The sequence below is a fragment of the Actinoplanes palleronii genome (assembly GCF_016862315.1).
Lineage (GTDB): Bacteria > Actinomycetota > Actinomycetes > Mycobacteriales > Micromonosporaceae > Actinoplanes > Actinoplanes palleronii.
In genome coordinates this window covers 1-12,775 of sequence record NZ_BOMS01000134.1, presented here as the reverse complement: position 1 = coordinate 12,775, position 12,775 = coordinate 1, and the positions used below count along the sequence as shown (strand labels likewise).

The 12,775-nt window shown below is 72.9% G+C and carries 10 protein-coding genes; 7 read left to right on the top strand and 3 right to left on the bottom strand.

Going from position 1 to position 12,775, the window contains the following annotated elements:
* Nucleotides 1-8: 8 nt before the first annotated feature.
* Nucleotides 9-869, bottom strand: a complete 861-nt coding sequence (locus Apa02nite_RS52080; RefSeq protein WP_203829623.1) for a helix-turn-helix transcriptional regulator — start codon at nt 867-869, stop codon at nt 9-11.
* A gap of 102 nt (nt 870-971) precedes the next feature.
* Between Apa02nite_RS52080 and Apa02nite_RS39525 the strand changes: the two genes are divergently transcribed.
* Together Apa02nite_RS39525 and Apa02nite_RS39520 are read left to right on the top strand one after the other, a co-directional pair.
* On the top strand, nt 972-1,967 hold the full coding sequence (locus Apa02nite_RS39525; RefSeq protein WP_203829622.1) for an aldo/keto reductase: 996 nt from the start codon (nt 972-974) through the stop codon (nt 1,965-1,967).
* Nucleotides 1,968-2,182: 215 nt separating this feature from the next.
* Nucleotides 2,183-4,885, top strand: a complete 2,703-nt coding sequence (locus Apa02nite_RS39520; protein WP_203829621.1) for an alpha/beta hydrolase family protein — start codon at nt 2,183-2,185, stop codon at nt 4,883-4,885.
* A 167-nt stretch (nt 4,886-5,052) separates the two neighbouring features.
* Here the strand turns inward: Apa02nite_RS39520 and Apa02nite_RS39515 are convergent, their stop codons facing one another.
* Complete coding sequence (locus Apa02nite_RS39515; protein WP_203829620.1) at nt 5,053-6,387, bottom strand: AI-2E family transporter; 1,335 nt, start codon at nt 6,385-6,387, stop codon at nt 5,053-5,055.
* A gap of 78 nt (nt 6,388-6,465) precedes the next feature.
* Between Apa02nite_RS39515 and Apa02nite_RS39510 the strand changes: the two genes are divergently transcribed.
* Nucleotides 6,466-7,164 (top strand): hypothetical protein, encoded by a 699-nt coding sequence (locus tag Apa02nite_RS39510; RefSeq protein WP_203829619.1) that lies wholly within the window; start codon nt 6,466-6,468, stop codon nt 7,162-7,164.
* Between the two features lie 10 nt (nt 7,165-7,174).
* Here the strand turns inward: Apa02nite_RS39510 and Apa02nite_RS39505 are convergent, their stop codons facing one another.
* Entirely contained in the window at nt 7,175-7,843 is a 669-nt protein-coding gene (locus tag Apa02nite_RS39505) for an alpha/beta fold hydrolase (RefSeq protein WP_203829618.1), read from the bottom strand.
* Nucleotides 7,844-7,897: 54 nt separating this feature from the next.
* On the opposite strand from Apa02nite_RS39505, the gene Apa02nite_RS39500 reads away from it, so the two are divergent.
* The 4 genes from Apa02nite_RS39500 to Apa02nite_RS39485 all read left to right on the top strand — a co-directional run bounded on the left by Apa02nite_RS39500 (nt 7,898) and on the right by Apa02nite_RS39485 (nt 12,474).
* Nucleotides 7,898-8,851, top strand: a complete 954-nt coding sequence (locus Apa02nite_RS39500; RefSeq protein ID WP_203829617.1) for a helix-turn-helix transcriptional regulator — start codon at nt 7,898-7,900, stop codon at nt 8,849-8,851.
* A gap of 47 nt (nt 8,852-8,898) precedes the next feature.
* Nucleotides 8,899-9,510, top strand: coding sequence for an L-type lectin-domain containing protein (locus Apa02nite_RS39495; RefSeq protein WP_203829616.1), 612 nt, complete (start codon nt 8,899-8,901; stop codon nt 9,508-9,510).
* Between the two features lie 69 nt (nt 9,511-9,579).
* Nucleotides 9,580-11,820 (top strand): putative bifunctional diguanylate cyclase/phosphodiesterase, encoded by a 2,241-nt coding sequence (locus tag Apa02nite_RS39490; protein WP_239164858.1) that lies wholly within the window; start codon nt 9,580-9,582, stop codon nt 11,818-11,820.
* Between the two features lie 75 nt (nt 11,821-11,895).
* Nucleotides 11,896-12,474: a TetR/AcrR family transcriptional regulator gene (locus Apa02nite_RS39485; protein WP_203829614.1), complete on the top strand. Its 579-nt coding sequence runs from the start codon at nt 11,896-11,898 to the stop codon at nt 12,472-12,474.
* The last annotated feature ends 301 nt before the right edge of the window (nt 12,475-12,775 follow it).

Sequence of the window (12,775 nt, the reverse complement as noted above, 5' to 3'; positions counted from 1 at the left end):
CGAGGCCGTCAGCGGGGGCCGGTGCCGGACAGCGACGCGGGGAATTCCTCGGTGCCGAGGACCAACAGGAGGTTCAGTCGGTCGCGGGTGTCGGCGTCGGCCGGGGTCAGGACCACCAGCTGCTGGCCCAGGTCCGGGGTCACGAGCGTCTCGCAGTCCATCAGGAGCGGGCCGACTCGCGGGTGGATCAGCGTCTTGCGGTCGGCGCGGCGGACACCCACCTCGTGCTCGTCCCACAACTCCCGGAAGTGCGGACTCGCCGCCTGCAGCCGAGTGAGCAGGCCGGTGACGACCGGGTCGCCGGAGCGGCGGCCGACGACGGCGCGCAGGTCGGAGACGATCTGGCGGGCATGGCGATCGATTTCGGACTGGGGATGGCCGGCTTGCGCCTCGGGTTCGGTGAACCAGCGGTAGGTCAGGTAGCGGCGGTCGCCGGTGAAGCCGCTGTGGTCGCCGGCCACCAGGATCGAGGTGCGGTTCTGGGCCAGGACCTCGCCGAGGTCGGAGATGACCATGGCGGGGGTGTCGCGGAGCAGGTCGAGCATGCGGACCAGGCCGGCGCGGGCCAGGCGGGCGACGCCGTCGGCGGGTGGCGGCTGGTGGCCGGCCAGGCGGAACAGGTGGTCGCGCTGGTCGTCGGAGAGGCGCAGGGCGCGGGCCAGGGCGGTGAGCAGCTGGGTCGACGGCTGGCTGCTGCGGCCCTGTTCGAGGCGGATCACGTAGTCGACCGACATGCCGGCGAGCATCGCCACCTCTTCGCGGCGCAGGCCGGTGGTGCGCCGGCGGGGTCCTTCGGCGATGCCGACCTCGGCCGGCCGGATCGCCTCGCGGCGGCGGCGCAGGAAGTCGGCGAGCTGGTCACGCTGCATGCCACCATGCTCTCTCGCCAGGCCCGGACGAGACAGGGAGTGGCTCTCCCACGATAAGCGCTCCGCTCCCGCGCCCCCGGAACCCGGCGCAGGCTCAACGGCATGCAGACACGAATGCTGGGAAACACCGGTCCGGCCGTCTCCGCCCTCGGGCTCGGCGCGATGGGCATGTCGAACGGCGCCTACGGCGACGCCGACCGGGCCGAGAGCATCGCCACCGTGCACGCCGCGCTGGACGCCGGCGTCACGCTGATCGACACCGGCGACCACTACGCGACCGGGCACAACGAGATGCTGCTCGCCGAGGCGCTGCGGGGCCGCAAGCGCGAGGACTACCTGCTGAGCGTGAAGTTCGGCGGCCTGACCCAGCCCGGTGGCGGATTCAACGGGCAGGACGGGCGGCCGGTCGCGGTGAAGAACCTGCTGGCCTACTCGCTGACCCGGCTGGGCGTCGACTACATCGACGTCTACCGCCCGGCCCGGCTCGACCCGGCGGTGCCGATCGAGGAGACCGTCGGCGCGATCAAGGAGATGATCGACGCCGGGTACGTGCGGCACGTCGGGCTCTCCGAGGTCGGCGCCGAGACGATCCGGCGGGCGCACGCGGTGCACCCGATCGCCGACCTGCAGATCGAGTATTCGCTGATCAGCCGGGCGGTGGAGGCCGAGGTGCTGCCGGTGCTGCGGGAGCTGGGGATCGGGATGACCGCCTACGGTGTGCTGAGCCGCGGCCTGATCTCCGGGCACTGGAACCCGGCCGAGGTGCGCGCCGGCGACCACCGCGGGATGATGCCGCGATTCCAGGGCGAGAACGCCGATCACAACCTGGCCCTGGTCACCGCGCTGCGCCGGATCGCCGAGGCCAAGGGCTGCACGGTCGCCCAGCTCGCCATCGCCTGGGTCGCCGCGCAGGGCCAGGACATCGTGCCGGTGGTCGGCGCCCGCACCCGGGTGCGGCTGGCCGAGGCGCTGCCGGCCCTCGACGTGACGTTCACGGCGGAGGAACTGGCCGAGATCGAGCGGGCGGTGCCGAGGGGCGCGGCGCGCGGCGACCGCTACCCGTCGGCGTTCATGGCCGGCGTCGGCGTCGGCAACTGACCGGCCGACATCCGCCGGGGGCCACGGACCGGCCGGCGTCCGCGCGGGCCCACGGACCGGCCGGCGTCGGCGTCGGCAACTGACCGCGGCGCCCGTTGCGGTGGCCGGCTGGCTCTCCGGGGTGTCTCGAGGCGGGGATGACACCCCTGAGCGCCAGCCGGGGTCTGGACGTGCCGACGATAGATTGATTTGCATGCCTCTACTAGACAGGCGGCATGCGAAGAATCTTGGCCGCCGCGGTGGTGGCAAGCACTCTGCTGCTCGGAACGTCGGCTCCCGCCTGGGCCGATCCACCGGAACCGGCGGCGAGCGCGCTGCCACCCGGCTGGTCCCTCGACGGCGCCGGCGGAAAAAAGCAGGCCTTGACCTGGACCAGCGACCGGCTGATCCCGCCGGGTGACGCGGCGGTCGAGTTCTGGTCCGGTGACCGGCTGCTCGGCCGGGCCGAGGGCGCCGCCGACCTGCGCACGTTCACCCTGCCGCAGGGCCGGTCCGGACCGCTGAGCGACCTGCAGGTCCGGGTCGGCGGCAAGCGGGTGGACGCGGCGGCACCGAAGCCGGCGCAGCGCCGGGCGGCGAGCACGCCGGCCACCGGGCCCGCGCAACCGGCGAACCCGGTCGACCCCGGGGTCAAGGGACCGTACGCGACGACGACCGGCGAGTACACGCTGCCGGGCGTGCACCTGTCGGACTATCCGGTGCCGGTCGAGATGCAGGCCGTCGTGGTCGCGCCGACGAACGCGCCGGGCCGCCGGCCGCTCGCGCTGTTCCTGCACGGCCGGCACTGGACGTGTTTCACCGGCGACGACCTGGACTCGATCAGCCTGGCCTGGCCCTGCGCGACCGGGTCCCAGGCGGTGCCCAGCTACCGCGGGTACCTGCAGGCGCAGCAGCTGCTCGCCTCGCAGGGCTACGTCACGGTGTCGATCTCGGCCAACGGCATCAACGCGTACGACAACGGCGACGACGACGCCGGGGCGCAGGCCCGCTCGTCCCTGGTCCGCATGCACCTCGCGCACTGGGCCGACTGGGCCGGCAGCGGGCGCCGGAACGCACCCGCCATCGTGCGGAAGGCGCCGCGCGCGGACCTGTCGAAGGTCTTCCTGATGGGACACTCCCGCGGCGGCGAAGGCGTCAGCCGGGCCGCGCTGGACAGTCTCACCCCGCCGCCGGCCGCGCAGGACGACTACCACGGCCGGGTCCGCTGGACGATCCGCGGACTGCTGCTGATCGGGCCGACCATTTTCGGGCAGAACCCGCACCCCGAGGTGCCGTCGGCGACGATCCTGCCCGGCTGTGACGGCGACGTCTCCGACCTGCAGGGGCAGCTGTTCATCGACGCGTCCCGGGGCATCGGCGCCGGGCGGGCGCTGCACAGCGCGCTCTACGTGATCGGCGCCAACCACAACTACTTCAACACCGAGTGGACGCCGGGGCAGGCGATCGGGCCGGCCACCGACGACTTCGGCAGCGAGGAACCCGACCCGCTCTGCACGCCCGACTTCGCTCCGACCCGGCTCACCCCGCAGCAGGAGCAGACGGTCGGCGCCACGTACATCGCGACCGCGGCGCGGCTGTTCGTCGGCGGGGACGACCGGGCTCGCCCGCTGCTGGACGGTTCCGGTGTCCGGGCGCGGTCGGCCGGCCCGGCGCGGGTGCTGACCCACGCGATCGGCGCCCGCCGCACTCCGGTGATCATTCCAAGTCAGGATCTGACGGTACGCAACGCCAAGCTCTGTGACCAGGTCGCCGACCAGCCGGAGAAGGCGTGCCTGGTCAACAACTCGTGGGTCGGTGGGTCGCCGCACTTCGTGGCGTTCGCCGGGCCGGAACCCGAGCGGGTGGCTGTCGCGCTCACCGGCGGCGCCACCGCCACGCTGCGACCGGCCACGGCGATGCCGGTGACCGGATCCAAGGCGCTGGCGCTGCGGCTGATCGTGCCGCCGAACGCTCCCGCCACCTCGTTCGCCGTGACCGTCACCGACGGCCGGGGCCGGCGCACCTCGCTGGGCAGCACCACGGTCACCGGGGTGCCCGGTACCGAGCTGACCACGTCGTACTGGGCGCAGGAGGTCCGGCTTCCGCTGCCGCGCTCCCTGCGTACCATCGCGGGGTTGGAAATCACCCCGCAGGGTTCCGGCCCGGCGTGGCTGATCGACGCCTGGGGATGGCAGCCGGGCAGCCCGGCGCCCCGACCGGCCGCACTCGACCGCGTCGACGTCGGTGGCCTGACCGTCGACGAGGGCGACGCGGGCTCCACGACCTACTCGGTGCCGGTGGTGTCGCGCGGCCGGCTGAAGGCCAAGGTGCGGCTGTTCCTGAGCGACCCGGTCACCGGCGACATCCGGTCCTGGGTGGCGGCCGTCAAGCCGGGCGCGTCCCGGGTCCCGGTGCCGATCTCGGTGGTGGGCAACACCACCTACGGCGGTGACCAGCGGTATCCGCTCGCCGCGAAGGCGGTCAGCAATGCGGTGGTGGGCGACTACATCGGCGGTCTGCACGTCCGCGAGGACGACCCGGTGCCGACCGTCACGGTCGCGCCGGCCACCGCGGCCGAGGGTTCGCCGCTGACCTGGACGCTGCACCTGTCGGCGCCCGCCGACAGCTATCTCTACCTGCTCCTCCAGCCGGAGGCGCCGGCGACCGGGCCGGAGTTGTCGTCGACCGACGTCGACCCGGAGTGGTTCCAGAACAACTCCGGCGAGGATCCGGAGCCGTCCCGGCCGCTGTCCGGCACCGGCCTGCAGCCGTTCGTCGAGATCGAGCCGGGCACCACGTCGGTGGAGTTCGCGGTGCCGACCGTCGCGGACGGGGTGGCCGAGGGCGCCGAGCACGTCCGCTTCCAGGTGCTGCTGTACCCGCCGGACTTCAGCGACCCGATCCCGGTCGCGGTCGCCGACGGCACGCTCGCCGACTGACCGGAAACGGCCCGGACAGCAAGCGGCCCCGCAACCGTCACCGGTTGCGGGGCCGCTTGCTCACGCGACGTCGCGGCCCGGTCCGGGCCGCGACGCGCTCACGATCCCGGCTGGTGCTCAGGGGTGCCTCAACGGCGTTGAGACACCCCTGAGCACCAGCCGCTGCCCTACGCCCCGGCCGGGACCGAGGTCGAGGCGGGCGGGGGGCTGGTCGGGTCGAGACTGCGCACGGCATCCTCGGCCCGGTCCTCCCGCTCGGCCTCGTCGTCGTCGGCCGGTTCGGTGCCCGGCGATTCGCGGTCCGGGGTGGGCTCGCCGTTCGGGTGGCTCACCAGGTAGCGGATCGCGGTGTTCAGCACCGCGAGCAGCGGCACCGCGACCAGGCCACCGACGATGCCGGCCACCACGATGCCGATCGCGATCGCCAGGATCACCGCGAGCGGGTGCAACGCCACCGCCCGGCCCATGATCAGCGGCTGCAGGACGTGGCCCTCCAGTTGCTGCACGGCGATCACCACGGCGAGCACGGCGAGCGCGGTCGCCGGGCCGTTCGCGACCAGCGCGATCAGCACCGCCGCCACGCCGCTGATGGCCGCACCGACCACCGGGATGAACGCGCCCAGGAAGACCAGGGCGGCCAGCGGGATCGCCATCGGCACCCGCAGCACGAGCAGGCCGATGCCGATACCGACCGCGTCCACGAAGGCCACCAGCACGGTGGCCCGCACGTACGACACCAGCGTGTGCCACGCGTAGTGCCCGGAGCGGGCGGTCGGCACCCGGGCCTCCCGCGGCAGCAGCCGGCAGATGAACGCCCAGATCTGGCCGCCGTCACGCAGGAAGAAGAACAGCGTGAACAGCACCAGGAAGAACCCGGTGACCACCTCGCCGACGGTCGCCGCGGTGTTCAGCGCGCCCGTCGTGATCGAGCCCTGGCTCGACGTGATCGTCTCGCGGATCTTGTCGACGTACGTGCTCAGCTGCGCGTCGGTGACGTGCATCGGGCTGTTCGCCAGCCAGCGCTGCACCTCGCCGAGGCCGTCACCGACCTTCGCGGAGAGCGTGTCGAGCTGACCGATGAAGGTCCGCACGATCAGCCCGAGGCCGCCGAAGACCAGCACCAGCGCGGCGATCAGCACAACACCGGCGGCCAGGGACTTCTTGGCGCCCCGCCGGACCAGCGCGGCGGCGGCCGGTTGGAACATCGCGGCCAGCAGCAGCGCGACCGCGATCGGGATCAGCACCACCTGCAGCAGCGCGATGATCCGCAGCAGCAGGTAGCCCGCCACGATGAACAGGATGAACCGCCACGCCCAGGCGCCGGCCGTCCGGACCCCGCGGGGCAGCACGTCGGCGCTGTTCGGTGTCTGGTTGACCAGCACCACCGGCGCCACCGGCTCCTGCAGATCGGGGCCGACCGTGAACGGCGGTGGCACGTTGCGGTTCGCTGCCGCGGCGAGTGAGGCCCGGGTACGCTCCCGGACCGTCTGTGTCCAGCTCATCGACTTCCCCTTCGGTTGTGCTGGAGATGCCCGGGGACGTGCGATTTCATGCTTGTACGGCAGGTTTATGGTCGACGCATGGCTTCAGGTGGATCTTGGTGGCGCCTCGCGCGGCTGTTACTGATCGCGACGTGGGTGGTGGCCGCCGGCGCGGCGTGGTGGGGCGCACCCCGGCAGACCGGTTTCGAGCGGGCCACCGCGGACATCGCGGCCGGCCGGGTCGTCGCCTACGAGTGGGGTTCAGACTGGCACGACAACGGCCCGGACCGGTGGTTCTCGGTGCCGGCGCTGAACGGCGGGGGCACCGTCCCGACCATCTTCGCCTGGCGCACGCCGGACAACCGCACCCACTGGATCGACACCAACGGCGACGCCACCCGGATCGCTCAGCTGCGCGCGTCAGTGGACGAGTCCCGGTCAGCCGACGTGCCGGCCCTGAGCACCCTGATCAACGGGATCGGGCTGCTGTTCACCGTGGTCTTCCTCGGCATGATGCTGGCCGGGCGGCCGCCGGTGATCGGCACGCGGTGGTACTGGTTCTGGCTGTTCGCGCTCGTCCCGTTCGGGCTGGGGCTGCTCTACTGGACGTTCCGTGAGGTGCCGTGGACCAAGCCGACCGCGTTCCCGCCGTTGAAGGACGACGGCTCGGAGCACCGGCTGCGCGGCCTGCGCGGTCTGGTCACGGCGTTCCTGATCTCGGTCGCCGTCTCGTTCGCGCTGTACGGGCTCCGGGCCCTCCTGGGGGAGGGCATCGTCCCCGACCTGCTCTCCCCCTGAAGCGACCCGCTCAGAGCGCGGCGATGATCCCGGCCAGCTCGGCCGGGCGGGTCAGCATCGGCCAGTGCCCGGAGTCGATGTCGACGGTGTCGAGGTGCTTGACCGGGGTCAGCTCGGGCAGGTCACCGGCGGCGAGCCACTCCCGGGCCTGCTCCGGGGTGAACTCTGGGCAGATCAGCACGACCGGCACGTCGTAGCGGCGCTCGTCGGTGTAGGTGATCACACCGGTGGCGACGTGCTCGGGGACGGCGACGGCCGCGGCGGTGAACGCCGCCCGGGCCGCCGCGTCCAGGTCGGCGGCGTCCGCCTCGAACTCGGCCCAGCCCGGGAACGGCATCTCACCGTCCTTGATCGCGAAGAAGTCACCGTACGTCTGGCCACCGGCCCGCGGCCACCCGCCGATCATCGCGACCGTGGCCACCCGGTCCGGGCGGGCGTCGGCGGCGAGCCAGGCGAGGGTGCTGGCGGCCGAGTGGCCGACCACCACCGAGCGGCCGGGTGCCGCGTCCACGGCGGCGAGCACCGCGGCCGCCTGGTCGGTCAGGGTCGCCCCGGCGTGCACCGGCAGGCGTACCGCCACCACGTCGCGGCCCCGCCCGGTCAGGTCGGCGACGACCTCGTCCCACGCGGCCGCGTCGAGCCACAGGCCACCGACGAGGACAAGCTGTTCTGCAGTCATGCCGAGCAATCTAGAGCCCATTCCGGACGATCGGCTTCCGGTACCGTTCGCGACGTGTCGAACGGATCGAGTCCCACCGCGCGGGCGCTGCGCACCATGGAGATCCTGCGGGAGCGGCCGGGCACGACCGCCGAGCAGCTCGCCACCGCGCTGGGCGTGAGCGAGCGCGCGGCCCGGCGCTACGTCGCGATCCTGCGCGAGGCCGGCGTCCCGGTCGCGTCGGTGCGCGGGCCGTACGGCGGGTTCCGGCTGGGTCGCGGCGCCCGGCTGCCCCCGGTGGTGTTCACCGAGGAGCAGGCGCTCGGCCTGGTCATGACGGTGCTCGACGGGCTGCCGGGCGCGGCGGGCGCCGATGATCCGGTCGGGGCGGCGCTGGGCAAGGTGATCCGGGCACTGCCGGACGGGATCGGGCGGCAGGCGGCGGCGCTCCGGGCGTACGCGGCAATTGCTCCTGACCCCGAAGCGGCCCGGACCGATCCGGCGACCGCGAGTGCCCTGGTCTCGGCGATCGCCGACAGGCGGAGCGTGGTGGTGACCTACCGGCGCGACCGGGCCGACGACTTCGAGGCCGAGGTCGATCCGTGGGCGGTCGTCGTCCGGTACGGCCGCTGGTACCTGCTGTGCCACTCCCACCGCGCCGCCGCGATCCGGACCTACCGGGTGGACCGGATCCGTGCCGTGCGGCGGACCGCGCACCGGTTCACCCCGCCGGAGGGCCTCGACCCGGTCGCGGTGCTCGAGGAGAACCTCGGCAAGGGCTGGGCCCACCCGACCCGCGTGGTGTTCCACGCCCCGATGGAGCAGGTGGCGCCGTGGGTGCGCCCGCCGATGGGTGTGCTCGCAGCGGCCGGCGACCGTTGCGTGCTGACCGGCAGCACCCAGAACCCGGCGATGTACGCCCAGGAGTGGCTGGCCACCATCCCGTTCGCGTTCACCGTCGAGGAGGGCCCGGAGCTGCGCGACGCCGTCGCGGTGGTGGCTGCCCGGTTCGGCGGAGCGCTCGGCTAAATTAGGGTATGCGACGTTCGTACCTTTTCTCCGCAGGGCTTCTGCTGATGGTTCCCGCGCCGGTAGCGGCGGGGCCGGACTTCGAGTGGGTGAACTTCGCGCCCGCCGCCACCATGCACTTCAACGGCAGCGCCGCGATCGCCAAGGCCGGACCGTCGCGCTGGCCGATCCTGCGGCTCACCGACGGCGGGCGGCGGCAGACCGGCTCGGCCTGGCTCGGCGAGCGGATCGACCTGACCGGCTCGTTCGACACCACCTTCGAAGTGCTGCTGCACCACGGCACCGCCGGCGCCGCCGACATCGCGTTCGTCCTGCGAGCCGACAGGCCGCAGCGCGACCGGACCTTGGCGGTGGAGTTCGACGACCACGTCGCACTGGTCCTCACCCGCGATCACCGGCAGCCGCTGGCCACCGCCGAGGCGCCGGTGCCGCTGTTCGGCGCGCCGTTCCGCGCCCGCGTCGTCTACCGGGCCATCCGCCACGACCTGCGGGTCTACCTCGGCGGCCCCGGCGGCGAGGCCGAACCACACCTGGTGATCAACCGGACCGTCGACCTGACCGACCGGCTCGGCGCGGCCACCGCCTGGATCGGATTCACCGGGGCCAGCGGCCACCGCACCGCCAAGCAGGACATCCTCAACTGGTCGCTGCACACGTAGCACTCAGGTCCGCGCCGTCACCGCCGATTTCGCGTCATGGGGGGAGAAGCCGGGACGGAAGGAGGCGACGTGGCACGGACGCCTTCACACCGGGCATGGTACGCACCGATCGCCCTGCTGATGGCCGTCGCCGAGGTCCTGCTGATCCTGTTCGGCCTGCACGTCCCGTTCTCGAACCTGCTGGTCTGGGCGCCCGCCGTGATCGGCCCGGGGCTGGCCGTCGCCGCGTTCCGCAGCGCCGCCGCGAGGACCGACGGCGACCTCCGGACGTTCTGGCGCCGCGAGTCGATCGCCATGGGTGGCGTGCTCGTCGCGTCGATGAGCCAGACCGTCGACATCCTCACCCGCCCCTACACCGACATGCCCCCGATCAGCGGTCACACGCTGCTGTTCTACGTGATCGGCACGCTCCTGGCGATCGCCGGGCTGCTGCGCCTGCCGGGCGGCGGCAGCTCGTGGCGGCAGGTCACCACCGCCGTGCTCGACGTGACGGTGGTCGTGGTGACCGGCGGGATCGCCGCCTCGGAGTACTCCGGCTGGTTCATCGAGCGGTTCGGTGTCAGCGCCGCCGCGTGGTGGCTGAACATCGCGATGATGGCGATCGCCGCGGCCGGCGTGGTCGTCGTCGTGAAGATCATGTCGGCGCGGCGCAGCCCGGTGCCGCGCGGCGCGCTGTGGTGGCTGGCCCCGATCGGGCTGGCCGGGCCGCTCTCCACGGTCTTCATGACCCTGCTGAAACCGTGGCCGCACCTCAATGGCAGTGCCGCGGTGCTGCCGTTCGTCGGGTTGTTCGGCACGCTCGCCGCGGCCGCCCAGTGCCGTCACGTCGCCCGCGGTCAGTCCCGCGCCCGGCAGCGGCTGGACCTGCCGGCGTACCGGCGGGGCACCGCGATCCCGCTGGTCGCGACCGGGCTGACCAGCGTTCTGGTGGCGACGGTCTTCATCCGTACCGGGCACCTGAGCACCACCCAGGTCGCCGGGACCACGCTGTTGCTGCTGCTCGTGGTGTCCCGGCAGGCGATCGCGCTGGCCGAGAACGGCACGCTGCTGGACACCGTCGCCCGCCAGGCCATGCACGACGACCTGACCGGGTTGTTCAGCCGCCGCTACTTCACCGCCGCGGTCGCCGAGGTGACCGAACCGCACGCCGTGGTCCTGCTCGACCTCAAGGAGTTCAGATCGATAAACGACCAATTGGGTACGACAGCAGGCGACGCGTTGCTGACCGCCTTCGCCACCCGGTTGCTCGCCGTCGCCGGGCCGCACGTGGTGGCACGACTCGGCGGTGACGAGTTCGGGGTGCTGCTGCCCGGAGCCGACGACTTCGTGTCCCGGCTGGCCACCGCGAACGCGCAACCGCTCACCGCGGCCGGCCACGACGTGCTCGTCGAGGTGTCGGTCGGCATCGCCGAGGGCGGCAACGACCTCTACCGGCAGGCCGAGCTCGCCCTGCGCGAGGCGGCCACCGGGCTGGACGGCGGCCTGGTCCGCTACGACGCGTCCCTGGAACAGCGGCTCACCCAGCGCGCCACGATCGCCGCGGACCTGCGCCGGGCACTCACCGCCGGCGAGTTCCACCTGCTCTACCAGCCGATCGTGGAGTTGCCGGGCGGCCGGATGCTCGGCGTCGAGTCCCTGGTGCGCTGGCGGCAGCCGGACGGCCGGGTGGTCTCCCCCGCCGACTTCATCCCGGTCGCCGAGGACACCGGGCTGATCGTGGAACTCGGCGCGTGGATCCTCGACACCGCGTGCGCGCAGACCGCGGCGTGGCGCCGGGCGTACGGGCCGGACGCGCTGCGCTCGGTGGCCGTGAACGTCTCGGCCCGCCAGCTGCTCGACCCGGCGCTGCCCGAGGTGGTGGCCGCGGCGCTGGCCCGGCACGGCGTACCGGCCGCGCAGCTCACCATCGAGATCACCGAGACCGCGGTGTTCACCGGCGGCCGCGCCCTGGCCACCGTGCACGCGCTGTCCCGGCTGGGTGTCAGCATCGCCCTGGACGACTTCGGCACCGGCCACTCGTCGCTCGGCCTGTTGCGCACCTGCCCGGTGGACATCATCAAGGTCGACAAGTCGTTCGTCGACGGCCTCGGTGGCAGCCCGCAGCAGGAGGCCATCGCGATCGCCCTGACCGGCATCGCCGACACCATGGGCCTGCGCACGGTCGCCGAGGGCGTCGAGACCGCGGAGCAGGCCCGGCGGCTGTACGAGCTGGGCTACCGCCAGGCGCAGGGCTTCCACTTCGCCCGCCCGATGCCGCCCGCCGAGATCGACGCGATGCTGCAGCAGGCCCAGGACCGCGCCGCAGCGTGAGGTCTGCGCATCGGGTGGTTTGCTAGCCTTCCGTCAGGCTATCTCTCTGGCCTTTCGACGTAAGGCGGGGACCGGGTGCGCAGCGACGGAGTGGACAGCCGGCGGACCGACACCCGGGAGCGGGCGGTCGGTGTCGCGCTGAGCCTGTTCGCGCAGCGGGGGTACACCGCGACGTCGCTGCGGGAGATCGCCGAGCAGCTCGGGATCACCAAGGCCGCGTTGTATTTCCACTTCCGGACCAAAGAGGAGATCCTCACCGCGATCCTGCGCGGCTATCTGGACGGGATCAACGCCCTGGTGGTGGACGCCGCGCGGCCGCTGACCGCGGACGGGCAGGAGGCGCTGCTGCGCGGGTTCGCCGCGCACCAGGAGCGGTGGGGTCTCGACCTGGTCATGCTGGTCCGGCAGAACTACACCGAGATCCACGGCCTGCCGATCGGCGCGGAGATCAAGAGCGCCATGCGGTCGTTGATCGAGGCGCTGTCACCGGAGGGCGCCGGTCCCGAGCAGCGGTTGCGGGTGCGGCTGGCGCTGTCGGCGTTCCAGATCGCCGCGGTCACCGCCTCGATCGAGGACGACGGCGACGAGGCAACCTTGCGAGCCTCCGCCTACCCCATAGCCCTGGAGATCCTCCGCGGCGGCAAGCCCGCGTGATCCGGCGAGCGCCCCTCGTCGTTTCACGGCCGGTTCAGCAACCATGGACGCTCGCCGGACCCGACCGGCGCGCATCCATCGCGGTTTCCGGGATCGGATAACCAACGGGAGCGCTCGCCGGGCTGCCGGTGTGCCCAGCTGGCGCTGGCGGCCCCTAAGACCCGCGCGAAACGGCCGTGAGAACCAGCCGGGGTCTGGCGGCGCGCTGCGGTCCGGGGCGGGCCGCGACCTCGCGCTGCCACCCCACGACCGGGCGGCGCGCCGCGGTCCGGAGGGTGGGCGACCGGGCGCGAGACCAGCA

What these genes read in the sequence shown, in the direction of transcription:
- Apa02nite_RS52080 (WP_203829623.1), bottom strand. Translation starts at nt 869, where the DNA reads ATGCAGCGTGACCAGCTCGCCGACTTCCTGCGCCGCCGCCGCGAGGCG.
- Apa02nite_RS39525 (WP_203829622.1), top strand. Translation starts at nt 972, where the DNA reads ATGCAGACACGAATGCTGGGAAACACCGGTCCGGCCGTCTCCGCCCTC.
- Apa02nite_RS39520 (WP_203829621.1), top strand. Translation starts at nt 2,183, where the DNA reads ATGCGAAGAATCTTGGCCGCCGCGGTGGTGGCAAGCACTCTGCTGCTC.
- Apa02nite_RS39515 (WP_203829620.1), bottom strand. Translation starts at nt 6,387, where the DNA reads ATGAGCTGGACACAGACGGTCCGGGAGCGTACCCGGGCCTCACTCGCC.
- Apa02nite_RS39510 (WP_203829619.1), top strand. Translation starts at nt 6,466, where the DNA reads ATGGCTTCAGGTGGATCTTGGTGGCGCCTCGCGCGGCTGTTACTGATC.
- Apa02nite_RS39505 (WP_203829618.1), bottom strand. Translation starts at nt 7,843, where the DNA reads ATGACTGCAGAACAGCTTGTCCTCGTCGGTGGCCTGTGGCTCGACGCG.
- Apa02nite_RS39495 (WP_203829616.1), top strand. Translation starts at nt 8,899, where the DNA reads ATGGTTCCCGCGCCGGTAGCGGCGGGGCCGGACTTCGAGTGGGTGAAC.